Below are 24,726 nucleotides of genomic sequence, written 5' to 3'. Positions count from 1 at the left end.
ACCGGTCCCGTCAGTGAATCCCACTCTGGTCCTGCCCCGGCCGCGTCACACCGTCGTGCCCGTGCTTGCGGGCCCGCTCCTGCAATTCGGCCAACCGGATCGCCCGGGAATCGTCCTGGTTCGGCGCACTGCCACCCAGCCGCCGCGGCACCCAGAACTCCCCCTCGGGGTGCGGATACTCCTCTTGCACTTTGTACAGCAACGCGGTCATCGCGTTGCGGAGCGTCACGTTGAGCTGCTCGGGAGTGCCCTGGGGCGCCAGCGGCCGCCCGGCGGCCACGGTGATCGGAACCTTGTTGCGGAACACCTTCTTTGGATGATCTTTGGGCCAAATCCGATGAGCTCCCCAGACGATCACCGGAACGATCGGCACCCGCGCCGCCAGCGCCATCCGCGCCGCGCCGGTCTTGAATTCCCTGAGTTCGAAACTGCGGCTGATGGTGGCCTCGGGATGCATCCCGATGAGTTCCCCCTCACGCAGGCGCTGCACGGCCGCGTCGAAAGCGTCTTGACCCCGGGTGCGGTCCACCGGGATCAGCCGGGCGTGTTTGATGACGTAGTTGACCGCCTTCACGTCCGCCATTTCGGCCTTGATCATGAAGTACATCCGTCGGCCCCGCTCACGCACGGCGAACAACGGCGGCAGCCAGTCCAGGTAGCTGGTGTGGTTCTGGGCGAGCACCGCGCCACCGCGCGTGGGGATGTTCTCCAGGCCCTGAAATGTGAACTTGGTTCCGTTGATCGCGACCATCGGCGGAACGATCCACTCCCCAAAGCGGTAGAACGGCTCTGCCATGTCCCCTCTCCTTCCCGTGCCCCCCGGCCTACCGCGACCGATGCGCGCTACGGTTCGCGGCCCTGGCCGCGGCTTCGTGGGCATCCATCTGGGCCGCTTCGGCCGGGGTCGGTGCGCTGCCGCCCAGGCGGCGGGGCACCCAGTACTGTCCTGCCGCGTGAACATACCGCTGCTGCACCTGGTGCAGCAGCGCGCTCATCGACTCGCGCAACGCGCCATCGGTCTGCAGGATGTCGTCCGCGGCGCGCAACGGCGCCCCCGCGGCGACGGTGATCGGCACATTCCGCAGACCGAGACGCCTCGGGTGGTCCTTGGTCCAGATCCGTTGGGCACCCCAGACGATCAGCGGGACGATCGGGACGTCGGCCTCGCGCGCCATGCGGGCGGCCCCCGACTTGAATTCCTTGAGCTCGAAACTGCGGCTGATGGTGGCCTCCGGATAGACGCCGACCACTTCCCCTTCGCGTAGCCGCTGCACCGCCACCGCGTACGCGTCGGCCCCGGCGTCGCGGTCCACCGGAATCGTTCCGGTGTGTTTGATCAGGAAGTTGATGACCTTCACCTGTTCCATCTCGGCCTTGATCATGAACCGCATCCGGCGGTGCCGCCGATGCAACGCCAGCGCGGCCGGCGCCCAATCGACATAGCTGGTGTGGTTGATGGCGATCACCGCTCCACCCGTCTCGGGGATGTTCTCCTCACCCAGGTAGGTGATCCGCTTTGCGGTGGCCGCGACGAACAGCTGGACCAGGATCTCGAGGGTGCGAAAGGTGGGCTCCGCCATCGATCACCGCTCCGTCCCGCTGGACTGATCGGTTTGCGCGGCGCGGCGGGCCGCCTTCTCCGCCGCCTCCTCGGCGTCCAAGCGGGTCGCCTCGGCCAGCGAGGGCGCGCCCCCGCCCAGCCGATGCGGCACCCAAAACTCCCCCGCCGGATGCGGCCCGTACTGCTCTTGCGCCTGTTCCAGCAGATGCTGCATCCGCGAATGCAGCAGCCCGCTCAGATCCTCGATCGCCAGCGTGGGCTCGATCGGTTCCCCGACGAGCACCGTGATCGGCACCTTCGGCCGGAAGATCTTCTTGGGGTGCCCCTTGGTCCAGATCCGCTGCGCGCCCCAGACGATGTGCGGAACGATCGGCACGCCGGCCTCGACCGCCATCCGGGCGGCCCCCGATTTGAACTCCTTGATCTCGAAGCTGCGGCTGATGGTCGCTTCGGGATAGACGCCGACCAGTTCGCCGTCCTTCAGGTTCCGGACGGCGGCCTCGTAGGACGCTGCCCCGCTTTGCCGGTCCACCGGGATGTGCCGCAGGCTGCGCATGATCGGGCCGGTGATCTTGTGGTCGAAGACCTCCTGCTTGGCCATGTACCGGACCTTGCGGCCCAGTCCCTGTTGGTAGGTGGGCAAGCCCGCGAGCATGAAGTCGAGGTAGCCGGTGTGGTTGATCGCGATGACGGCGCCACCGCTAGCGGGTACGTTCTCCACCCCCGTGACGCTGATCTTCAGCCCCTGCAGGCGAAAGATCAGGCGAGCTAGCTGGATGACAGTCCCGTATACCGGTTCCACAGCCATTCAGCCTAGTGCTCCGGACTGTGAGCCGCCTGAAGTGCCGGAAACAGGATGGGACCTCGGCTGACGCGCCACGCTAAGCTCGAAGCGATCGCCCGACGGGTGCGGGAAAGGTGTTGAAAGGTAGTTGTGCAGGTCACAAGCGTCGGACACGCTGGCTTCCTGATTGAGACGCACGCGGGCAGCATCCTGTGCGACCCCTGGGTCAACCCGGCTTATTTCGCGTCCTGGTTCCCGTTCCCGGACAACAGCACGCTGGACTGGGACACCCTGGGCGACTGCGACTACCTGTACGTCTCGCATTTGCACAAGGATCACTTCGACGCCCAGCACCTGAGCGCCCATGTCAACAAGGATGCGGTGGTGCTGCTGCCGGACTTTCCGGTGCCCGACCTGCGAAACGAGCTGCAGCAGCTAGGTTTTCACCGATTCTTCGAGACCACCGACTCGGTCAAGCACCGGCTGACCGGACCCAAAGGCGACCTGGACGTCATGGTCATCGCGCTGCGGGCGCCGGCCGACGGCCCGATCGGTGACTCAGCGCTTGTGGTATCCGACCGTGCCACAACGGTTTTCAACATGAACGATGCACGGCCGGTCGATCTGGATGTGCTGGCGTCCGAGTTCGGTCACATCGACGTGCATCTACTGCAGTACTCCGGCGCGATCTGGTATCCGATGGTCTACGACATGCCGACGCGCGCCAAGGAGGCGTTCGCGGTCCAGAAGCGGCAACGGCAGATGGATCGTGCTCGCCAGTACATCGCGCAGGTGGGCGCGACCTGGGTGGTGCCCTCGGCCGGGCCGCCATGCTTTTTGGATCCGGAGCTGCGCCACCTCAACGACGACCGCGGCGATCCGGACAATATCTTCCCCGACCAGATGGTGTTCCTAGACCAGATGCGCACGCATGGGCATGACCGGGGCCTGCTGATGATTCCTGGGTCGACCGCGGACTTCACTGGCGCAGAGCTGAATTCGCTTAATCATCCGCTGCCCGTCGACGAGGTCGAGGCCATCTTCACCACCGGGAAGGCGGCATACATCAGTGCGTACGCCGACCGGATGGCGCCGGTCCTCGCGGCGGAGCGGGCGAGCTGGGCACCCGCGGTCGGCGAGCCGTTGCTGGAACCGCTGCGGGCGCTGTTCGAGCCGATCATGCTGCAAAGCGACGAAATCTGCGACGGCATCGGCTACCCGGTCGAGCTGGTCATCGGCCCGGAAACGGTGGTCCTGGATTTTCCGAAGCGGACAGTGCGCGAACGCATTCCCGACGAAAAGGTCCGCTACGGATTCGAGATAGCGCCGGAATTGGTGCGCACCGTGCTGCGTGACCAGGAACCGGACTGGGTCAACACGATCTTCCTGTCCACCAGGTTTCGTGCGTGGCGGGTCGGCGGCTACAACGAATACCTGTACACGTTCTTCAAGTGCCTGACCGACGAGCGCATCGCCTACGCCGACGGCTGGTTTGCCGAGACACACGACGATTCGGCATCGATCACGCTGGACGGCTGGGAGATTCAGCGGCGCTGCCCGCATCTCAAAGCGGACTTGTCGAAATTCGGTGTGGTGGAAGGTGACATGCTGACCTGCAACCTGCACGGGTGGCAGTGGCGGTTGGACACCGGCCGCTGCCTGACCACCCGAGGGCATGAGCTGCGGAGCGCCCGCGCATGAGCGAGACGCCCGGCCAAACCTACGACGACGGCCTGATCCAGCTGGATCACACCGCGATCACGTTGCGCCGCTACCACTTTCCGTCGGGCACCTCGAAGGTCATCGCGCTGGAAACCATTCGCGGATACCGGACCGAGAAGCTGGGCCTGGTGGTGCAGCGGTTCCGCCTCTGGGGCAGCTCGGACCTGCGTCGCTGGTTACCGCTCGACGTGCATCGGCCGTTCAAGTCGACGCTGATCACCCTGGAGGTGCCAGGAATCTGGCCGAGTCCCGCGTTCACACCGGCGCGTCCGGACGATTTCATCGCCCTGCTAGAGGTGCTACTCAGTCAGCGCAGCTAGCCGCGCGCGGGGACTAAATCAAGCCCACTTCAAGGAGGGCGCGAAGGCTGCCCGGCGCCGGCCGTCGGCGACGCGGACGAAGACGGATTTCATCGCCTCCACGTAGCGGATAACGGATTCGCGGGCAACAGGATTGTTCGGGAAGAGCACCATCACCTTGGTCTCCTCGCGGAACCGGCCCACCCACATCGACACCTGGTGCGAAACCCGGCCCTCGTCGTAGATGCGAAAGTCCAAGTCGGAACTCGCGACAGCGGAAAGCGGGGCGATGCTGGCGTCGAGGAAGGACATCACGAAGTTTCCGGGCCGCGGGCGGCGCAGCATCAGCTCCGGCGGCGCCAACTCCAACGCGCGGTCGAACGGCACCGTCGCGAGGTGGTGACCCGAGTCGAAGGAAGCCTGCGCGGCCCGGGCGGTGTCGCCGAACGACGTCGCCGTAACGGGCACGGTCACCGGCACCAGGCCGGTGAACCAGCCGGTCGTTGCGAGTTCCGTTGGCGTGCTGCGGGTATCGGTGGTGGTCAATAGCGAGATGGTTTCGTCGCCGGTCAGCTCGTGTTCGGTGAGGGCGGCGCAGCCGAACACGCCCCCGCTGAAGCGGGCGCCCGCCGCGGCGCACACGTCGTCGAATCGGCGCGTCTGCTGCTCGTCCATGAGGGTCACGTTGAGCAGCTCGCCGGTACACGGCACCGACAAATCACCGAGCGGCAACGGGAAGTGCGGCAGGGTGCCGCCGCTGTGTTCGGCGAACTCGAACCAAGCGCGGATGCTGGGCGAGTCCGCCGTCAGGGCCGACGTCTCCTGGCGTTGCCGCGCGCAGTAATCCTCGTACTTGCCTACCGCGGGCAGCGGGGCGGGCACGCCGCCCCGCACCAGGGTGGCGTACGTCGTGTGCAGCTCGGTGAACAACACGGGCACGATCATCAAGTCGACGCAGAGATGGCCGATGCTGGCATAGAACGTGAAGTGGTCGGCGCTCTGAATGACCCCGAACAGGAAGCAACCCCACTGCAACGGGTGGGGTGCCGAAATGTGCTCACGCAACTCCGCGGTGGTCATGTCCGTGTGCTCGACCGGGACGAATTCGATGTCGGCGGGATCGGCGATGGTGCGGCGCACGATGTTGTCCGCGTCCTTGTACTCAAACCAAGTGCGGTAGGTGTCGTGCCGACGGAGGTGGGCGTTGATCGCGTAACCCATGGCGCGCAGGTCGCACCGACCGGGGACCTCCCAGGTGAAGATCATCATGCGGGTCATTTCGAGACCCCGCGCCGCGTGGTCGCAGTAGCGACGAAGATGCTGCGTCTGCTGATAGCTGGGCGGCACTGGGTTCACCGGCGCGTGCCGCGCATTGAGGCTCGCTGCGGCCGAAGGGTGCCAGCAGGTTATCGACCCCGGGTCTGGCACCCAGTCGTCAAGTGTTGACATTGCAAACACTTTTCCTCCTCCTGTCCCCCCACCAGTCGGTCGCACGGACAAATTCAAGTTCAACGGCCGCGGAACCACAGGGCCCCAGAGCCTACGTTGCTATTCGACCTCTACCGGCCCTACCGTCCAAGACCGGGTAACACACCAGCGTGTCGCGACGCTGGACCACTGGCTGTCGGTAGGTAGTGGCTGTCAGAAAACCCTAGCAACATATTGGCCGCCGCATCGCAGGAATAACCATTAAAGCAAATGGGCCAATTACCCACATCTTGCGAGGCCTTCAGCAACCTCCTGACACCCACGTCGACCTCATTCCGGGCTGCGTCCAACCAAGTCAACAACGCATGTCAGCGTACGGCCAACGGTTGACGTTCGTGTGAGCAACAGTTAGGTGTCAGCTTTGAATGCAGCACCGGAAAGGCATTCCAACGCGGCGGTCGGGTGACTGCGGTACGGTTCTCATACATGTGGATCACCGTGCTAGTGATGGCACTCGCGGTGATTTTCGAGCCGATCCGGCTCGGACTGGCGGTGTTGATGCTGAACCGGCCCCGCCCCATGCTGCAACTGCTCACCTTCTTGTGCGGCGGCTTCACCATGGGCCTGGGTGTCGGCCTGGTGATACTTTTCATCCTTCGAGAGACCCCGTTGGCCGGGCATTTCACGGTGGCCCAGGCGCAGATCGTGGCCGGGCTGCTGGCGCTGCTGGTGGCCGCCGCACTGGCCGCAAACGTGTTGGTCCGCAAGCAGATTCGGCGCGTCCCGGCGCGCGCCGCGGTCGGTGGCGCGGCCGAAGATAAAGGGGGCGTGGACCTGTTGGAGCCGCCTGCGCCGGGCAGCTTGCGGAAGGTGTCCGCGCGCGCCCGCGACTTTTTGCAGGGCGATTCCCTGCGGGTGGCGTGGGTGAGCGGGCTGTGCGTCGCCTTGCCGTCCGCCAACTATTTGGGCGCGATGGCCGCGATCCTCGCCTCGGGCGTCGGACCGGTGGCGCAGGCGCACGCCTTGCTGCTATTCAACGTGGTGGCGTTCACGCTGGTCGAGATCCCGCTGGTGAGCTATGCGGTGGCGCCGCAGCGGACCCGCGCGTTCATGACGGCCCTGCAGGAATGGCTCCGAACCCGCGACCACTGGGAGTTCGCGCTGCTGCTGGCGGCCGGCGGGTGCTTCTTGGTCGTCCTAGGCGTGAGCACCCTCTGAGCAGGCTCTGCGCCCGCTGTGAACTGCGCAAATGAGGATTAGCGAATTGGTACTTCCGCCCCGTTTTCGGTGCGGGCGCGGTAGCATGCTTGCTATATCGACCGGCCTTATTGGGGGACATGTGAACAAACTGCTCGCAGGCGCCGTTGCGGCAGGGATGCTCACGTGGGCAACGGCTTTCGGTGATGGTGTCGCTGGGGTGGCAGTTGCCGACGACACCGCGTTGATCGTTCCAGGCACGGCGCCGTCCCCCTACGGACCGCTGCGGTCGCTCTATCACTTCAAGCCGGAGACGCAGCCCGAAATCGGCGCGAATTACATCCCGCCCGGTGCTACCCGCCGGATCATCCCCTATCCGGGCAGCTTCTGGCCCGTCACGGGGTTGAATTCGCCGACGCTCGCGTCGTCGGTGAACACCGGGACGAACAACCTGGACGCGGCGATCCGCAGCACCCACGGCCCGATCTACGTGGCCGGACTGTCGCAGGGCACCCTGGCGCTGGACCAGGAGCAGGAGCGGTTGGCGCACGATCCCGCCGCACCCCCGCCCGACCAGCTCACCTTTGTCAAGGCCGGCGACCCGAACAATCTGCTGTCGCATGTCTTTCGGCCCGGCACCAAGGTTCCCATCATCGGGTACCGGGTGACGGGCCCGCTGGACAGCCAGTACGACACGGTCAACGTCGTCGGTCAGTACGACATCTTCTCCCATCCGCCGGACCGGATGGGCAATCTGCTCGCTGACCTGAATGGGATCACGGCGGGCGGCTTTTATGGCCACAGCGCGACGGCGTTCTCCGATCCGTCCAAGGTCGCACCGCAGGACATCACCCGAACCGTCAACGACCGGGGCGCCACCACCACGACCTACCTGATCCGCACCGGTGATGAACTGCCGCTGGTGCGCGCGCTGGTGGACATGGCGGGTCTTCCCCCAGACGCGGCGGGGCCGCTCAACGCGGTGCTCAAGCCCATGGTGGACAGGGCCTACGGCCCGGATCCGGGTCCGCTGCCGACGCCGAAGCAGATCTCCCAGGTCGGCCACGTGGGCCCGGCGATCAGCATCCCGATCGAGAGCACTAACGCCGGCATCACCGCCGGTCTGACCACCGCCACCCTGGCCCTCAACGCCTTCAACGTCGCCAGCGCGCTCTCACGGGTGGCGTCCGGCGCCGGCGCGCTGGGTGCGGGCGCCAACCTGGCCGGCGCGGCCACCCATGCGGCCCCCCATCCGGCCCCCGCCCCCATGGCCGGCGCGGCCGCACACGCGGTCACCAAAGCCATCAAACCGGGCAAGGGTGGGCCGGGGTTGCCGAAGATCGGTGTGCTGCCCCACAAGCACAAGCTGTAAAGCCCGTTACGGCCCGCTAAAGCCTGAGCCCGTCCTGCGGGGAAAACGCGATCACCTCGTCGTCGGCCCACGTCGGCGTCTTCTCGTCATCGGGCAACAGCGGCTTGCGCTTCTTGGGTTGAGCGCTCCCGCGGGCCCGCCACAGCGTCAGCAAGCCCGACGGCCGCCACCAGTTGGCCTTTCCGACGAGGACGGCGATGGCGGGCACCAGCACGGTGCGCACCAGGAAGGTGTCCAACAGCAGCCCGGTGCCAAGGACGAAGCCGCCCTGAACCACGTTGGCGAGGCTGGAAAAGACCAACCCGTACATCGAGGCCGCCATGATCAGGCCCGCCGCGGTGATCACACCGCCGGTTGAGCTGACGGTGCGGATGACCCCGGAGCGCATGCCATGCACGGATTCGTCACGCATCCGCGAAATGAGCAGCATGTTGTAGTCGGCACCGACCGCGACCAGGATGATGAACGTCAATCCCGGTACGCTCCAATGCATTTCCTGACGGAGCAGCAACTGAAAGACGATCACGCCGATACCGAGCGCCGACAGATAGGAAATGATCACCGAACCGATCAGGTACAGCGGCGCGACGATCGCTCGCAGCAACACGATCAGAATGAACAGCACGACGAAGATGGTCATGATGATGATGAAGCGGACGTCGTGATCGGAATAGTCACGGGTGTCCTTCAGCACCACCGGCAATCCCACCACCGACACCTTCGCGTCAGCCAGCGTGGTGTTCGGTTGTGCCCCTCGCGCGGCGGCCAGCACCGCATCGATCTGGTCCATGGCGGCCGAGCTGAACGGGTTGATGTCGTTTTGGATCAGGTACCGCATTCCGTGTCCGTCGGCCGTCACGAAGGCCGAGGCGAATTTTCGGAGCTGGTCGACGTTGATGCCGTGCATCAGTTCTTGCGCCTCGGGCGGAAGATTCCCGGGGTTCGCCGTCTCGCCGGTGGCATACGAGAGCAGCTGCGGGGGAATGTAGAACCCCGCCATCGCCGGCGTGGTGGCCGTGTCCTTCATGGCCAGCAGGAACGACGACGCCTGGCCGAGCCCGAGGCCCATCTTCTTGACCTGGTCGACCAGCAGTTGCACCCCGTCGGCCAACTGCTTGCTGCCGTCGGCGAGCTGATTGGCCCCGCTTTGCAAGTAGTTGACCTTGGCGTGCATGCTGCCGCCGCTACCCATCCCCAAGGAGTTCATCGAGCTCATGACCGTGCTCAGCGCCCGGCTCAAGCCGCTCACGGTCTGGGCCAGGGTTTGCAACGACCCGGTGGCCTGCAGCTGCCGGGCCAGTGCGGATAACTTGCCCAGCGTTCCGTCGTCGCGGGCGGCGACCATCCGGCGCAGCTCGTCCCGGGCCCGGACGCAGCCGGGATCCATGTTGCACGCCGGGCTGGTATCGAGGGCGTTGAGCACCGGGTTGGCCCAGTCGGAGTTGTTCGCGACGAAGTTGGCGTTCGCGCCGATCGCGTCGCCCAGGCTGTGCATGCTGCCGATGAGCTGCGCGGCCCCCTGCAGCTCGCCGAGCGTCTTGCTGCCGCCGAACACGCTCTGCAGATAACCGAGGGCGTCGATGAGGCCGCCGGCGTTGGCCACGGCCTGGTTGACCTGGGTCCGCAGATCGCCCAGCTTGCCCGCCATCAGGTTGGCCCCGCCCGCCAGCTTGTCCAGATCAGCGGTGCGGTCGGCGATTTGCTTGGAGCCCTCGTCCAGCTTGCCGCCGACCTGACCCGCCTGCCACGAGGCCCTGGCCTGCTCCAGCGACTGGCCGTCGGGCCGGGTGATGCCCCGGACCGTCGAGACACCCTTCACCTGGCTGACCCGCTGCGCCATCTGCTCCAGGTCGGCGAGGGCCTGCGGCGTGCGCAGGTCGTGCGGCGAGTCGATGAACAGGTATTCGGGGATGATCATGTTCGTCGAGAAGTGCCGATCCAGCGCGGCGTAGCCGATCGAACTCTCCACCGAAGGCGGCAGGGTTTTACGGTCGTCGTAGTTGTAGTGCGCCAGACCGGCGCAGCCGGCCAGGATGATCAGCACCAGCGCGCTGGCGGCCAGATGGGTCTTGGGCCGGCGCACGATGGCGATCCCGGAACGCCGCCAGAGCTGACGGGTCATCTCGCGTCGCGGTGCGATCCAACCACGGCGCCCGGCGAGCACCATCAGGGCCGGCAGCAGCGTCACCGCGGCCAGAAAGACGACGGCAACCGAAAGGCCCAACACCGGACCGATGGTCTTCAGAATCCCGAGCTGAACGAAGATCATCCCGAGGAAGGTGATCGCCACCGTGGCCGCCGAGGCCGCGATCACTTTGCCGATGGACGTCAGCGACCCGCGGACCGCCTCATCCGAATCGACGCCCCGCCGCAGGTAGTCGTGATATCGGCTGATCAGAAAGACCGCGTAGTCCGTTCCGGCGCCGACCATCATCCCGGTCATGAAGATGACGGTCTGGTTGGCCACGCCGAGGCCGGCCGAGCCGACGATGGCCACCAGGCGCTGCGCCACCACCAGCGACATGCCCAGGGTGACCAACGGCAGCACCATGGTGACCGGGTTGCGGTAAATGATCAGCAAGATGAAGAACAACAGGACGATGATCGCCGCCTCGATCTGAGTCCTGTCCCGCTGCCCGGTCAGGTTCATGTCGGCGACGGTCGACGCGGGTCCGGTCACGTAGGCGGTCAGCGAGGACCCGGCGACGGTGCGGTGGATGAGGTTGTCGACGCGGGTGTACGCCTGCTTCGACCGCGGCGAGCCCAGGTCACCGGGCAGCGCGATCGGCAGCAGCCAGGCCTTTTTGTCCTTGCTGGTCAGCAGCTCGCGCAGCGGCTCGGCCGCCAAGAAGTCCTGCACCATCACGACGTCTTTGGTGTCCTTGTGCAGGGTGTCGACGAGCTTGCGGTAGACGGCTTCGTCGGCGGGGCTCAGGCCCTTATCCCCCTTTTCATGGGCGAGCACCACCACCGCGATGCTTTGATCTCCGTCCTCGTGGAACGCTTTGGTCATTTTCTCGGCCGCGACAAGCGACGGCGCGTTGTCCGGCAGGATGGCCACCGGGTGCTTCTGGGAGACCTCTTCCAGCGTCGGCGTCGTGAGCATGAGGACGATCGCCAGCACGATCCAGCCGCCGATCACCACCCACGGACGGCGCGCGACAAAGCCGCCCAGCCAACCGAATAGGCCCCCGCCGGCGGGCGAGCTGGCCGCCTCAGTCTGCCGTGACACTCGTTACCGCCTGGAACCTAGGGTCAATACGCCGGCTGCTGAGAAAGCTCGGCGGGGTTGCGGACCCGCGACGGTGTCCAGCCATCGGCGGCCCGCACGCACACGGATTTCAGGGCCCCCAGATATTGCGTGATCGATTCGCGGGCAACCGGATTGTTGGGGAACAACACGCTCACCGTGGTCTCGTCGAACCGGCCCACGATGGTGCTCAGCGGGTAGGTGAACCGGCCGTCGCTGTAGGCGCCCATGGTCACTTCGTCGAACATCTTGGTGAGCATCGCCAGCGGGCCGGCCAGCGCGTCGAAGAAATTCACCTGTGAGAACAGCGGACGGGGCCTGGCCAGCGAGGGCTCCAGCTCGACCACGCGCTCGAAGGGCACCTGCGCCAGGTCCAAACCCTCGTCGAAGGACGCCTGCGCCGCCCGGGCGGTGTCGGCGAACGACGCGGCGACCACCGGAACGGTCACCGGTGTCAGCCCGGTGAACCACCCCTGCGTGGTCAGCTCGGACTGATTGCTGCGGGTGTCCTTCGGTGTGGTTCCCGCATAGGTCTCGACGCCGGTCAGCTCGTACAGCGCCAGCGCGATGCAGGCGAACATCCCACCGATGAAGCGCGAACCCGCTGCCAGACAAGCGGATTCGAATCGCTCCGTCTGCTTCTCGTCCAGCAGCGTCATGCTCAACATGTCGCCGCCGGAGGGCTCCGACCGATCGCCCAGCGGCAGCGGGAAGTCGGGGAAGCTCCCGCCGTTGGCTTCGGCGAAGTCGATCCACCGGCGTACCTCCGGGGTGTCCGCGGTCAATGCGGAGGTGTACTCGCGCTGCCGGACGCAGTAGTCGTCGTAGCTGCCGGATTGGCCTACGGCGACAGGGGGTTCGCCCATGATCAGGGTGGCGTACATGGTCTGAAACTCCATCAGGCCCACCCCGACGAATTGCCCGTCCGCGTGCAAATGATCGATGCTGGCGTAGAAGGTGAAGCGGTCCGGACGCTGCACCACCCCGAAGCTGAAACAGTCCCACTGCAGCGGATCCGGCGTGGCCAAGATGTGGTCCCGCAACTGGGCGGCGTCCTTCTCCCCGTGCTCGGTGGGAGCGAATTCGATATCGGCCGGGTCGGCGATGGTGTGCCGCACGATGTGGTCGGCGTCCCGGTACTCAAACCAGCTGCGATAGGTATCGTGCCGGCGCAGGTGGGCATTGATCACATACGTCATGGCGCGGATATCGCATTTGCCGTACACCTCGCAGACCGCGATGAGCAGCCGCGAATGATCGGAGCCACGCTCGGCCTGCTGTGCGTAGTTGCGAAGGTGTCGTTCTTGGATGTAGCTCGCTGGTACGGGACTTGCCGGCGCCTCGCTGGCCTTGGCGCGCGAAGCAGGTTTCGGGTGCCAGGAAACAAGTGAACCCGGACTCGGCTCCCATTCGGGGAGTGTCGCCAGCTCAAGTGGGCCAATTAACACGTTCTCTCCTGCGATTCAGCACATCCACTTCGACGGTAAGCGCACTTCGACGGTAAATCGCTCCCGTCTAGGAAGAGACGACTTTGGCGTCTTCGGGTGCCAGCTGTTCGTACAGGTGGTCGGCGAGTCCTCGCACCGTGGTGGTGATGTTCTTGGGGTTGAGCCGTATTCCGGTTTCCGTTTCTATGCGCGTCCGTAGCTCGAGGGCTCCAAGCGAGTCTAGGCCGTATTCGGGCAATGGGCGGTCAGGGTCGACCGTTCGTCGCAGAATCAGGCCGACCTGCTCGGAGACGAGCTGGCGAAGCCGCGCGGGCCACTCGTCGGTGGGCAACCCGTCGAGCTCGGAACGGAATTTGCTTGTGCCGCCCCGGCTTTGCCCGGCCTGGAACACCTCGAAGAATTTGCTCCGCTCGGCCAGCGCGGCCAGCCACGGCACCCCGATGATCGGGGTGTAGCCGGTGTAGGCGCGGTCGTGACGCAGCAGCATCTCGAAGGCGTAGGCGCCCTCGTCCGCGCCGATGGCCGCACCCGTGCTTTCCGCCACGGCGGTGGCGCGGCCGACCTCGGCCCAGGCACCCCACGCGATCGAGGTGGCCGGCAGGCCCTGGGCCCGCCGCCAGTAGGTGAAGGCGTCGAGCCAGCTGTTGGCCGCGGCGTAGGCGCCCTGACCGGGCGAGCCCAGCAAGGCCGCACCGGAGGAGAACGAGCAGAACCAGTCCAACGGCTGGTTCAAGGTCGCCTGGTGCAGGTGCCAGGCCCCGAAGGCCTTGGGCGCCCAGTCGCGGGTGAGCAGCTCGTCGGTGATGTTGGCCAGCGTCGCGTCCTCGACCACACCGGCTGCGTGCAGCACGCCGCGCAGCGGCAGCCCGGTCGCGGTGGCGGCGGCCACCAACCGGTCCGCGGTGCCCGCCGCCGCGATGTCGCCACATTCGACGACGACGTCGGCCCCGATCGCCCGGATCATCTCGATGGTCTCGAGCGCCTTTTGACCCGGCTCCGAGCGGGAGCTGAGCACGATGCGGCCGGCGCCCGAGACGGCCATCTTCTCGGCCAGGAACACCCCGAGGCCACCCAGGCCACCGGTGATGATGTACGAGCCGTCGGCCCGGAACGGCCGCACCTGATCGGGCGGCAAAACCACGCTGCTCGTGCCGGTGTGCGGGACGTCGAGGATGAGCTTGCCGGTGTGCTCGGCGGCGCTCATCACCCGGATCGCGGTGGCCGCTTCGGCCAGCGGGTAGTGCGTGGCTTGCGGCATCGGCAGCGTGCCCTCGGCCGTCAGCCGGTACACCGTGTTCAACAGTTCCCGGACCTCGGCGGGGTGGCTGACCGACATCAAGCCCACGTCGACGCCGTAGAACGCCAGGTTGCGGCGGAACGGGAACAGGCCCAGCCGGGTGTCGCCGTAGATGTCCTTCTTGCCGATCTCGATGAACCGCCCACCCAGGGCCAGCAGCTTGACCCCGGCGAGTTGGGCGGCGCCGGTGACCGAGTTGAGCACGATGTCGACGCCGTAGCCGTCGGTGTCCTGACGGATCTGCTCGGCGAACTCGATACTGCGCGAGTCGTAGACATGCTCAATGCCCATGTCGCGCAACAGTTGTCGACGCTCCGGGCTGCCCGCGGTGGCATACACCTCGGCGCCGGCGGCACGGCAGATCGCGATCGCCGCCTGTCCGACGCCACCTGTTGCCGAGTGGATCAACACCTTGTCCCCGGTCCGGATGCGGGCCAGGTCGTTGAGCCCGTACCAGGCGGTGACCGACGCGGTGGTGACGGCGGCGGCCTGGGCGTCGGTCAATCCCTCGGGCAGCGTGGCGGCCAGGTTGGCGTCGCACGTGACGAAGGTGCCCCAGCAGCCGTTGGGCGACATGCCCCCGACGTGGTCGCCGACCTTGTGGTCGGTGACGTCCGGCCCGACTGCGGTCACCACCCCGGCGAAGTCGGTGCCCGGTTGCGGCAGGTGCCCCTCGAACGAGGGATAGCGGCCGAACGCGACCAGGACGTCGGCGAAGTTGATGCTCGACGCGGTGACCGACACCTCGATCTCTCCGGGGCCCGGCGGCACCCGGTCGAAGGCGACGAACTCCATCGACTCCAGGTCGCCGGGGTTACGGATCTGCAGCCGCATGCCGTCGGTGGCGCGGTCCACCGTCGTGGTCTGGCGCTCCTCGGGGCGCAGCGCCGTCGGGGTCAATCGCGCCGTGTACCAATTGTCGTGGCGCCACGCGGTTTCGTCCTCGTCGGCGCCGCTCAACAGCTGGCGCGCCAGCCGCTCCACATCGGTCTGCTCGTCCACGTCGACGTGGGTGGTGCGCAGGTGCGGGTTCTCGGTGCCGATGACCCGCAGCAGGCCACGCAGGCCGCCCTGTTCGAGATTCGGGCAGTCCTCGGGCACGACGTGTTGCGCGTTGCGGGTCACCACATACAGGCGCGGTGACGCGCCGTCGACCTCGGTCAGTTCGCGGGCGATCCGCACCACGTGGGCGACGTAATCGCCGCCGCGCGCGGCGATTTCGCTGTCTTGGCTGTCCGGCGGCCCCGCCAGCACCACCACGCCGGCGGGCCCGCCGGCACCGAGCTGGGCCCGCAGCGCCTCGGCGGCGGCTTGGTCGGCTTCGGGGTGGTCGCCCCGCACCGGCCATGCCATCGTCGAGGTCTGCGCGTCGGCGGCGGTCAGCGCGTCGGCCAGATCATCGCGGCCATCCGCACCGGCCGCGGTGCTGATCAGCAGCCACGGTCCCCGGCTGGTCTCGTCGGTCTGGTCCGGTTCGGGCAGCTTGCGCGCTTGCCATTCGATGGTGAGCAACCGCTCGTTGAGCACGCGGTTGCGGTTGCCCTGCTCGGTGGCCCCGGAACCCAGCAGCAGCCCCTCGACGGACAGCAGCACGGTGCCCTGTTCGTCGAGCACATCGAGGTCGGCCTCGATGCCGGCCGGGCCGGTGTGGGTGTCGCGGATATAGCAGTAGCAGGCGTTGCGGGCCGTGCCGAAGGCGCGGAGCCGCCGCACCCCCAACGGCAGCATCAGGCCACCGCTCAGGCCGGCCCGCACGTCGGGATGGGCCGCGACCGCCTGGAAGCAGGCGTCCAACAGCGCGGGGTGAATCCCATAGGAGTTCAGCTGGGAACGGATCGACGGCGGCAGCGCGACCTCGGCCAGCACCGAGCTGCCGGTGCCGTCGGCGGTCCCGTCGGCGATGAGGGCGGCGCCCAGACCGGTGAACGCCGGACCGTACTGCACGCCGTGCGCGTCAAAGTGGGTGCGCATGTCCTCGCCGTCCACCCGCAGGGTGTGCGCCGCGAGCAACGCGGCCATGTCGTGGGCGGCGGGCGGTTCGTCGTCGGATCTGGCGTGCAGCACCGCCGAAGCGCGCCGGATGTGTCCCATGCCCTCGGCGACGGCCGCTTCCACGCTGAACTCGACCACGCCGGGCGACGGCACGGTCGCCACGGCCGAGATCGGGGTCTCCTCGTCGAGCAGCAGCATCGCCTCGAACCGCACGTCGCGGGCTTCGGCTCCCTCGCCGAGCACGGCGCGCGCCGCGGTCAACGCCATCTCGCAGTAGGCGGCGCCGGGAAGCGCTGCCACGTTGTGGATTTGGTGGTCACCCAGCCAGGGCAGGGTCGCGGTGCCGACGTCGCTCTGCCAGGCGTGCCGCTCGGGCTCCTCGGGCAGCTGCACGTGCGATCCCAGCAGCGGGTGCACGGCGACACTGAAGGCGCCCTTGCTCTGTTGGGCGTCAGCGTCGTGATACAGGCGACGGTGCGTCCAGGCCGGCAGCGGCGTGTCGACCAGTCGGCCCTGAGGGAAGGGAATCGCGAAGTCCACCGCCGCGCCCGCGGCGTACACGTCGGTCAGCAGACCACGCAGCCCCAGCGGCAGCGGCTGCTCGCGGCGCATCCCGGCCAGCGCGGCCACCGGCATGCCGATGCTGGCCGCGGTCTGCTCGACGGCGTGGGTCAACAGCGGGTGTGGCGACAGCTCGGCGAACACCCGGTAGCCGTCGTCCAGCGCCGCGCGCACCGCGGCGGAGAACCGCACGGTGTGGCGCAGATTGTCGGCCCAGTACCCGGCATCGCAGGCCGGCCGCTCACGCGGGTCGAACAGGGTCGCCGAGTAGTAAGGAACCTGCGGCGCCTGCGGGGACAGGTCGGCGAGCACCTCGGTCAATTCAGCCAGGATCGGGTCGACCTGCGGCGAATGCGAGGCCACGTCCACGGCGACTTCCCGGGCCATGACTTCGCGCTGCTCCCACGCGTCGACCAGCTTGCGGATCGATTCGGTGGAACCGGCGACCACCGTGGACTGCGGCGAGCTCACCACGGCCACCACCACGTCGTCGACGCCCTGCGCGGTCAGCTCGGACTGCACGGCCAGCGCGGGCAGCTCCACCGACGCCATCGCCGCGGACCCGGCGATGGTGAGCATCAACTTCGAGCGTCGGCAGATCACCTTGATGCCGTCTTCCAGCGACAGGGCCCCCGCGACCACCGCCGCGGCGGACTCGCCCATCGAGTGGCCGATCACGGCACCCGGGATGACCCCGTACGACTTCATCGTGGCGGCGAGCGCGACCTGCATGGTGAAGATCGTCGGCTGGACGCGGTCGATGCCGGTCACCGTCTCCGGCGAGGTCATCGCCTCGGTTACCGAGAACCCGGATTCCCGCGCGATCAGCGGCTCGGCTTCGGCGACCGTCGCGGCGAAAACCGGTTCGGTGGCCAGCAATTCGGCGCCCATCGCCGCCCATTGCGAGCCCTGCCCGGAAAACACCCACACCGGGCCCCGGTCGTCTTGACCCACCGCGGCCTGATAGGGAGCGTCACCGTCGGCGACCTCACGCAGGCCCGCGATCAGCTCCTCCATGGTGGCGGCCGTGACGGCGGTACGCACCGGCCGGTGCGCGCGCCGCCGGGCCAGGGTGTAACCCAAATCTGACAGCGCGACGGCGTCCGAGTGCTCGGGCAGCCAGTCCGCCAGCCGCTTGGCGGTCTGCCGCAGCGCGTCGGCGGAGCTCGCCGACAACGCAAACCACAGCGGGTTGGCCATGCCCTGCGTGGGCGCCTCGACGTCGGGAGTCTCAAGGATCTGCGGGGCCTCGGGAGCCTGCTCGACAACCACGTGCACGTTGGTCCCGGAGAACCCGTAGGAGGAGACCGCCGCCCGCCGCGGGGTGCCGTGACCGTTGGAGATCGGCCACGGCGTGGTCACCACCGGCACAAAGAGATTGGTCTCGATGGGGGCGATCTCATCGGGCAACTTGTTGAAGTGCAGATTGCGCGGGATCTCACCGTGCTGCAGCGCCAGGATCGCCTTGGCCAGCCCCAGCACCCCGGAGGCCGACTGGGTGTGCCCGAAGTTGGTCTTCACCGACGCCAGGGCGCACGGGTACTCGGTGCCGTAAACCTCGGCCAGGCTGGCGTATTCGATCGGGTCACCGATGGGCGTCCCGGGGCCATGGGCTTCCACCATCCCCACGGTGCTCGGGTCGACGCCGCCGGCGGCCAACGCCGCCCGGTAGGCCGCCGCCTGGGCGGCCTGCGAGGGCGTCGCGATGTTGATGGTGTGGCCATCCTGATTGGCCGCGGTGCCGCGCAACACGGCCAGGATGCGGTCGCCGTCGGCCTGTGCGTCGGGCAGGCGCTTGAGCAGCAGGACCACGCAAGCCTCGCCCGGCACGAAGCCGTCCGCGTCGACGTCAAACGCATGGCAATGCCCGGTCTTGGACAACATTCCCAATGCCGACCCGGCCGCGGCCTTGCGCGAGTCCATCTGCAGCGACACCCCACCGGCGAACGCGAGGTCGCTTTCGCCCTCGTGCAGGCTGCGGCACGCCATGTGCACCGCGGCCAGACCGGACGAGCACGCGGTGTCCACCGTCAGGGCCGGGCCATGTACCCCCAGGGTGTACGCCACCCGCCCGGACGCCATGCTGAAGCTGTTGCCCAAGAAGCCGTAGGGGCCGTCCAACGCGCTGGCCTCGGCGGCCACCATGGTGTAGTCGTTGTGCGTCACGCCCATGAACACACCGGTGCGCGTATCCGCGAGGGTGGCCCGGTTCAGACCACCGTGTTCCATGGCTTCCCACGACGTCTCCAGCAACAACCGTTGCTGGGGGTCGGTGTTGATCGCCTCGCGCTCGCTGATGCCGAAGAACTCGCAGTCGAAGTCGGCGTGGCCGTCGATAAATGCGCCCCATTTGCATACCGACCGGCCCGGCACGCCCGGCTCGGGGTCGTAGATCTCGTCGGCGTCCCAGCGGTCCAGCGGAATGACGGTGATCAGGTCATCGCCGCGCATCAGCGCGTCCCACAGCAACTCCGGGGAGTCGATGCCGCCGGGCAACCGGCACGCCAAACCGATAACAGCAACAGGAGTCACACGTGGCTCGTCCACGACCCGTCCCACCTCTTCTTCTTTCCCACCAGCTTTGCGAGGGCCATCAACGGAATTCAAGCCCGGTTGGAACGCTGCATCATCGCAGCAGATCCGCCGCCCCCCGACATTGAAGCCAGACGCTCATGCTGAACTCTTCAGCAGCGTAACCGGTCGGGTCCGCCGAAGAGGAAAAATCAGGCGAACGTACCAAAACTCTAATCTTGGAGCTGCGCCCCGCGGTCGGCGGCGGGCCGTTCAGCTGCACGTTTCGTCGCCCGATGCCGCCCGATGACAGGCTGCACCCAGCGCGCACATAGCCGAATCGCCCGCGGATCGACCCGTCGTCACGGCCGCCCAGCCGACGCCTTCCGCGGGCTCCCGAGGGGCGTCCGGGTGGGGTCCGATCGGGCTGCGAAGTCCGGCGCGGGGTGATGGCCAATTGGTAGTGTGTTGCCCTGTGGTTCAGCCTTCCATTCCCGCGATGCTCCGGCAGAATGTCAATTTGCACCCCGACGGCGCCGCATTTAAATATGTAGATTACGGCCACGACTGGGACGGCATATCCCAAATTGTCACGTGGTACGAGTTGTATCGGCGAATGGTAAACGTGGCACTGGAAATCCGTCGGCACGCTTCGCCCGGCGACCGGGCCGTCATATTGATTCCACAGGGTTTGGACTACATTTATGCCTTTTTGGGTGCGATGCAGGCCGGTGTTATCGGGGTCCCGCTTTCGCTGCCTATGGGTGGGGCCACGGACGAGCGCGTTGAAGCGGTGTTGCTGGATGCCGCGCCGACCATCATTCTGACGACGTCCTCGGTAATCGGCGATATCGCCCAACAGATTACGTCACAGCCGTTGGCTGCGACGCCCACGATCATCGAGGTCGACCGGCTGGATCAGGATGCTGCGCTCCCGTCAGGAGTCGAACTCGATAGTCGACCCGGCGCCGTGTATTTGCAATATACGTCCGGTTCGACGCGTACTCCCGCCGGGGTTGAGATCACGTACACCAATTTGCTGTCGAATTTCAAGCAATTGATGGCCGGTTATTTCTCGCATCTCGGCGGCATTCCGCCGCAGAACGGCTTTCTCATGTCGTGGTTGCCCTTTTACCACGACATGGGCCTGGTCCTGGGGGTGTGCGCGCCGATCATGGCGGGGCTTCCTGGCGTGCTCACCAGCCCCATCGCGTTTCTGCAACGGCCGGCGCGATGGCTGCAGTTGATGGCCGAGGGCGGTCAATCGGTGGGGGGCGAACGGGCATTCTCGGCGGCACCCAACTTCGCCTTCGAGTTGGCCTCGGGCAAAGTTTCCGACGACGACCTCGCGGGGTTCGATCTGGGCGGCATCGTGACCATCCTCAGCGGTAGCGAGCGAGTGAATCCGGCAACCCTGAAGCGGTTCAGTGACCGGTTTGCTCGCTTCAATTTCCAGGCGTCGGTGCTGCGCCCCTCGTATGGGCTCGCTGAGGCAACCGTGTATGTGTCGACGAGCTCGCCCGGCAAACCTCCGACGATCGTCGACTTCGACGCCGGCGAGCTTTCCGCGGGGCAGGCGAAGCGCTCGACGGGCGAGGGCAGCACACCGTTGGTCAGTTACGAGGTGCCCGAGTCGCCGACGGTCCGCGTCGTCGATCCCGACACCTCCACCGAGTGCCCGCAGGGAACGGTCGGCGAGATCTGGGTGCACGGCGACAATGTGGCCATCGGCTACTGGAATAAGCCCGCGGAGACCGAGCGCACCTTCGGCGGGCGGTTCGCGTCCGCGTCGAACGGCACACCCGAGGGGCCCTGGCTGAAGACGGGAGACTCGGGCTTCATTTCCGAGGGCGAACTGTTCATCATCGGCCGCATCAAGGATCTGCTGATCGTCCGCGGACGCAACCACTCCCCCGACGACATCGAGGCGACGATCCAAGAGATCACCAAGGGCCGGTGCGTGGCGATCGCCGTTCCCGATGACGCCGGGGCAGGCGGCGAAAAGCTGGTCACCATCATCGAGGTCAAGAGGCGCGGTCCCAAAGAGGAGGTGTCGGAGCGGCTGGGGATGGTCAAGCGCGAAGTCACCGCCGCGATCTCGACGTCACACGGGTTGAGCGTGTCGGATCTGGTGATGGTGTCCCCCGGCGCAATTCCCATCACCACCAGTGGCAAGGTCCGACGAGCGGAGTGCGTCAAGCTCTACCGCGGCGGCCAGTTCAACCGGATAAACGCCTGAGGTTTCGGGGCCGCAGGGTCGGCCGGGCACTGCGAATTATTCTGTGCTCCAACATGTTTGAGCGTTGACGCGCCCCGCTCATCAACTCAGTTGTTGCTGGGTGGTGGTTGGGGTTGGAAGGGTGTGTACCACCACCAGTCGGCGCGTTCGCCGAGGGGCCCGCGGCAGGGCGGGACCGCGGGTGGGGGTTGGGTGGGTGGTCGCGCTAGTGATCCCGGGCTGAGTAGTTGGCCTTCGTTGTCGGTGACGGTCAGGGCGTCGGCGGGTCCGCTGATCCTGATCAGGCCGCGGTGGTGCAGCCGATGATGGTACGGACAAAGCAGCACCAGATTGTGTAATTCGGTGGGGCCGCCGTCTTCCCAATGCTGGATGTGGTGCGCATGCAGACCGCGGGTGGCGCCACAACCGGGCACCGCGCAGGTCGGGTGGCGGTGCTCGAGCGCGCGGCGCAGCCGGCGGTTGATCACCCGGGTGGTGCGCCCGGCGCCGATGACGTTGCCGTGGCGTTCGAACCAGACCTCGCAGGTGGCATCGCAGGTCAGTTCCTGGCGTTCGGCGTCCGACAGCAGCGGCCCCAGATGCAGGGCGGCGGCTTTCTGCTGCACATCGACGTGCACCACCACGGTGGTGTGCTGCCCGTGCGGGCGGCGGGCCGCCTCCACATCCCAGCCCGCCTCGACCAGGTGCATGAACGCCTCCCCGGTGCTCGGCAACGGCGGCCTCTCCTCGCCGGCGCGCGCGTCGTCGTTATCGTCGTCGTCACCGTGGTCGCGTTTCCACTGCGCGACCAGCGCCTCACGGTGCGAGGCCAGCGCGGCGTCGAATGTCGCCGCCTCCAGATTCCCTAGCTTGATCCGCCAATAGCTGAATCGTTCATCAGAAAAGGTCTTGGTGATCGACGGCCGCAGATCGGGCTCAGGTTCGGGGCCGGGGTCGGGTCGCGGTTCGAGTTTGACCGCGGTGCGCAACTGGCTCACCGTGGCCACCGCGGCCAGCTGCGCGTAGTGCTCATCGGATCCCTGCCCCGCGCGCGCGGCGATCACCCCGACCTGATCCAGCGACAGCCGACCCTCGCTCAAAGCTTGAGCGCAGCGTGGAAACTCCTCCAACCGCTCGGCGATGGTGGCCACGGTGCGCGCATTGCCCGGTGAGCAGCCCGTCTTCCAGGCCATCACCGCCGCCAGCGACCGCGCCCCGGTCATCCCCCACAACTGCCGACCATCGAGCTCGGCAGCGATCGCCACGATGCGCCCATCAATCGCATTACGCTGACCACACAACTCCGCCAACTCCCCAAACAACACCGCAAGACGATCCTTCGGAATCATCTCCACGGCATCAGCAGAAGCGGTCAACGACATACCGCCATCAAAGCAGCCACCACCGACAAGTTTCGGCCGCGCGCAAAGGAGCAGGTCAGCCGGCTGCGACTAGCGCGAACCCCTCACACTTGAGCCGACACAAAGCGGCTAGCCGTTTCGGTCCGCCAGTGCCGCCTGTGCCGCGTTGTAGCCGGGAATGAACGTGATGCCGGGCCCGCCGTGGCATCCGGTGCTGGCGAGGTAGAGCCCGCCGACCGGGATCGGTTGCCCGATAAAGCCTTTCGGCCCCGGACGGTTGGGGCCGACCTGCTGCGGATGGAACAGCCCGTGGCAGTAATCGCCACCCGGGGCGCCGAACATCACACCCATGTGCTTGGGCGTAAAGGTGGTGTGCCGACTGATGCTGCGTTCGAAGTTCGGCGCCAGACGGTTGATCTTGTCGATCACCCGCTGGCCCATCTCGACCTTCGCCTGCCCGTAATCCACGTTGCCCTCGATGGGGAACCACAACGCGAACGCCGACGCCGCATGCTTGCCCTCGGGCGCCAGGTTGGGGTCGTTCTGCGAGGGGATCTGGAACACGACCGTCGGGTCGGCCGGCACGATCCCCCGTCGGCAGTCCTCCCACTGCTGCTGTACTTCCTCGGGTGTGCAGAAGATGCCGATCGACGCCTGCATGCTCGGGTCGTTGAGCGCCTCGTAGGGCGCGGCGAATTCGGGGGGCTCGTCGAGGGCGAAGTGCATCTGGATGTAGCTGCCGCGGTGATCGATCCGCGCGTAGCGTTCGCGGATGTCGGCGGTCAGCACCGCCGGGTCGATCAGCTCGTTGAGGGTCACGTCGGGCGCGATGGCCGAGATCACGATCGGGGCGCTCAGGGTCTCGCCCGCCTCGGTGCGCACCCCGCTCACGTGGCCGTCGGTGACGAGGATTTCGGTCACTTTGGTGCGCAGCCGGACTTCGCCGCCGCCGCTTTCCAGCGTGTCGGCCAGGTGGGCGGTGAGCGCCCCGATGCCGCCGCGCAGCTTTTTCATCTGCATGGTGTCGCCGTCGGGGACGCCGAGCCCGAAGGCGAGGGCGGCCGCGCTGCCCGGGGTGGCCGGACCGCGGTAGAGGGTGTTGACCGCAAGCACGGTCATGGAGCCGCGCAGCGCGCCGTGCTTCTCGCGGTCGGGAAGGTAGCGGTCCAGGATGTCGGTGACCGAACCGAACAGCATGTCGTCGATGGCCGAGCGCTCGAATTCGTTTGTGGCGCAGGCATACATCTCATCCAGCGTCTTGGGCAGCGCCCCGGCGTCGAACCGGCCCAGCGCGCGGGTCGGCGCTTGCGCCCAGGCCATCAGCCCGGCCATGCCGTTGACGGCCTCCGCGCCGTGCACCTCGTTGAGGTGGGCGAACAGTTTCATCGGGTCGCTGTACTGGACCATCGGGTCGTCCCGGATGCCGCGCAGGGCCACCGACATCACGTCCAGGTCGATCGTCGGCAGGGTGTCCAGGCCCAATTCTTGCCGGACCACCGGCGCGGTGGGGAACTGCACCGAGCCCGCGATCTCGAACTGGTAGCCGTCGAAAAGCTCCACCGTGGAGGCCATCCCGCCGGCGTAGAGCTTGGATTCCAAGCACAGCGTCCGCAGGCCGGCCTTCTGCAGCAGCACCGCCGCGGCCAGCCCGTTGTGGCCGGCACCGATAACGATCGCGTCATAGGACATGTCTGACCTCCCGAACTGCAGGCTGGCACGCGGTCA

14 protein-coding genes are annotated in these 24,726 nt (G+C 66.9%); 5 read left to right on the top strand and 9 right to left on the bottom strand.

Features of this window, described 5'->3' with window-relative positions; all coding sequences use genetic code 11:
* Positions 1-10: 10 nt before the first annotated feature.
* The 3 genes from G6N66_RS26210 to G6N66_RS26200 are packed head-to-tail and all read right to left on the bottom strand — an operon-like array spanning position 11 to position 2,363.
* Positions 11-796, bottom strand: a complete 786-nt coding sequence (locus tag G6N66_RS26210) for a lysophospholipid acyltransferase family protein (protein WP_085233791.1) — start codon at positions 794-796, stop codon at positions 11-13.
* A gap of 28 nt (positions 797-824) precedes the next feature.
* Entirely contained in the window at positions 825-1,580 is a 756-nt protein-coding gene (locus G6N66_RS26205) for a lysophospholipid acyltransferase family protein (protein WP_085233790.1), read from the bottom strand.
* A gap of 3 nt (positions 1,581-1,583) precedes the next feature.
* Positions 1,584-2,363, bottom strand: a complete 780-nt coding sequence (locus G6N66_RS26200; RefSeq protein ID WP_163645926.1) for a lysophospholipid acyltransferase family protein — start codon at positions 2,361-2,363, stop codon at positions 1,584-1,586.
* A 132-nt stretch (positions 2,364-2,495) separates the two neighbouring features.
* Between G6N66_RS26200 and G6N66_RS26195 the strand changes: the two genes are divergently transcribed.
* Together G6N66_RS26195 and G6N66_RS26190 are read left to right on the top strand one after the other, a co-directional pair.
* Positions 2,496-4,046 (top strand): MBL fold metallo-hydrolase, encoded by a 1,551-nt coding sequence (locus G6N66_RS26195; RefSeq protein WP_085233788.1) that lies wholly within the window; start codon positions 2,496-2,498, stop codon positions 4,044-4,046.
* Positions 4,043-4,387, top strand: a complete 345-nt coding sequence (locus G6N66_RS26190; protein ID WP_085233787.1) for a hypothetical protein — start codon at positions 4,043-4,045, stop codon at positions 4,385-4,387. Before G6N66_RS26195 ends, G6N66_RS26190 begins: the two co-directional genes overlap by 4 nt.
* An 18-nt stretch (positions 4,388-4,405) precedes the next feature.
* Here G6N66_RS26190 and G6N66_RS26185 read toward each other — a convergent pair whose 3' ends face one another.
* Positions 4,406-5,824, bottom strand: a complete 1,419-nt coding sequence (locus tag G6N66_RS26185) for a condensation domain-containing protein (RefSeq protein ID WP_085233786.1) — start codon at positions 5,822-5,824, stop codon at positions 4,406-4,408.
* A gap of 456 nt (positions 5,825-6,280) precedes the next feature.
* Between G6N66_RS26185 and G6N66_RS26180 the strand changes: the two genes are divergently transcribed.
* Both G6N66_RS26180 and G6N66_RS26175 read left to right on the top strand, forming a co-directional pair.
* On the top strand, positions 6,281-7,012 hold the full coding sequence (locus tag G6N66_RS26180; protein ID WP_085233785.1) for a GAP family protein: 732 nt from the start codon (positions 6,281-6,283) through the stop codon (positions 7,010-7,012).
* A gap of 85 nt (positions 7,013-7,097) precedes the next feature.
* The gene (locus G6N66_RS26175) at positions 7,098-8,363 is read left to right on the top strand and encodes a PE-PPE domain-containing protein (protein ID WP_139825289.1); all 1,266 of its coding nucleotides are present in this window, start codon (positions 7,098-7,100) and stop codon (positions 8,361-8,363) included.
* A gap of 16 nt (positions 8,364-8,379) precedes the next feature.
* Here G6N66_RS26175 and G6N66_RS26170 read toward each other — a convergent pair whose 3' ends face one another.
* From G6N66_RS26170 to pks2, 3 genes are all read right to left on the bottom strand, one after another.
* Positions 8,380-11,595, bottom strand: a complete 3,216-nt coding sequence (locus G6N66_RS26170) for an MMPL/RND family transporter (protein ID WP_179968320.1) — start codon at positions 11,593-11,595, stop codon at positions 8,380-8,382.
* 23 nt (positions 11,596-11,618) lie between these two features.
* Positions 11,619-13,061 carry a condensation domain-containing protein gene (locus tag G6N66_RS26165; RefSeq protein WP_085233784.1) on the bottom strand — a complete coding sequence of 481 codons (1,443 nt, stop codon included), beginning with the start codon at positions 13,059-13,061 and terminating at the stop codon, positions 11,619-11,621.
* A gap of 67 nt (positions 13,062-13,128) precedes the next feature.
* Positions 13,129-19,458, bottom strand: coding sequence for a sulfolipid-1 biosynthesis phthioceranic/hydroxyphthioceranic acid synthase (pks2, locus tag G6N66_RS26160; RefSeq protein ID WP_232079418.1), 6,330 nt, complete (start codon positions 19,456-19,458; stop codon positions 13,129-13,131).
* 439 nt (positions 19,459-19,897) lie between these two features.
* On the opposite strand from pks2, the gene G6N66_RS26155 reads away from it, so the two are divergent.
* Positions 19,898-21,661: an AMP-binding protein gene (locus G6N66_RS26155; RefSeq protein WP_085233783.1), complete on the top strand. Its 1,764-nt coding sequence runs from the start codon at positions 19,898-19,900 to the stop codon at positions 21,659-21,661.
* Positions 21,662-21,747: 86 nt separating this feature from the next.
* On the opposite strand, the gene G6N66_RS26150 is transcribed toward G6N66_RS26155, so the two are convergent.
* Together G6N66_RS26150 and G6N66_RS26145 are read right to left on the bottom strand one after the other, a co-directional pair.
* A complete protein-coding gene (locus G6N66_RS26150) occupies positions 21,748-23,022 on the bottom strand; it encodes an HNH endonuclease signature motif containing protein (RefSeq protein ID WP_163645925.1) in 1,275 nt (424 codons plus the stop codon).
* A gap of 108 nt (positions 23,023-23,130) precedes the next feature.
* Positions 23,131-24,690, bottom strand: a complete 1,560-nt coding sequence (locus G6N66_RS26145; RefSeq protein WP_085235036.1) for a phytoene desaturase family protein — start codon at positions 24,688-24,690, stop codon at positions 23,131-23,133.
* Positions 24,691-24,726: the final 36 nt, after the last annotated feature.

Origin of the sequence: Mycobacterium conspicuum, from assembly GCF_010730195.1 — a bacterium.
GTDB lineage: Bacteria > Actinomycetota > Actinomycetes > Mycobacteriales > Mycobacteriaceae > Mycobacterium > Mycobacterium conspicuum.
The sequence above is the reverse complement of the archived record's forward strand: the minus strand, read 5'-3'. Positions and strand labels throughout refer to the sequence as shown.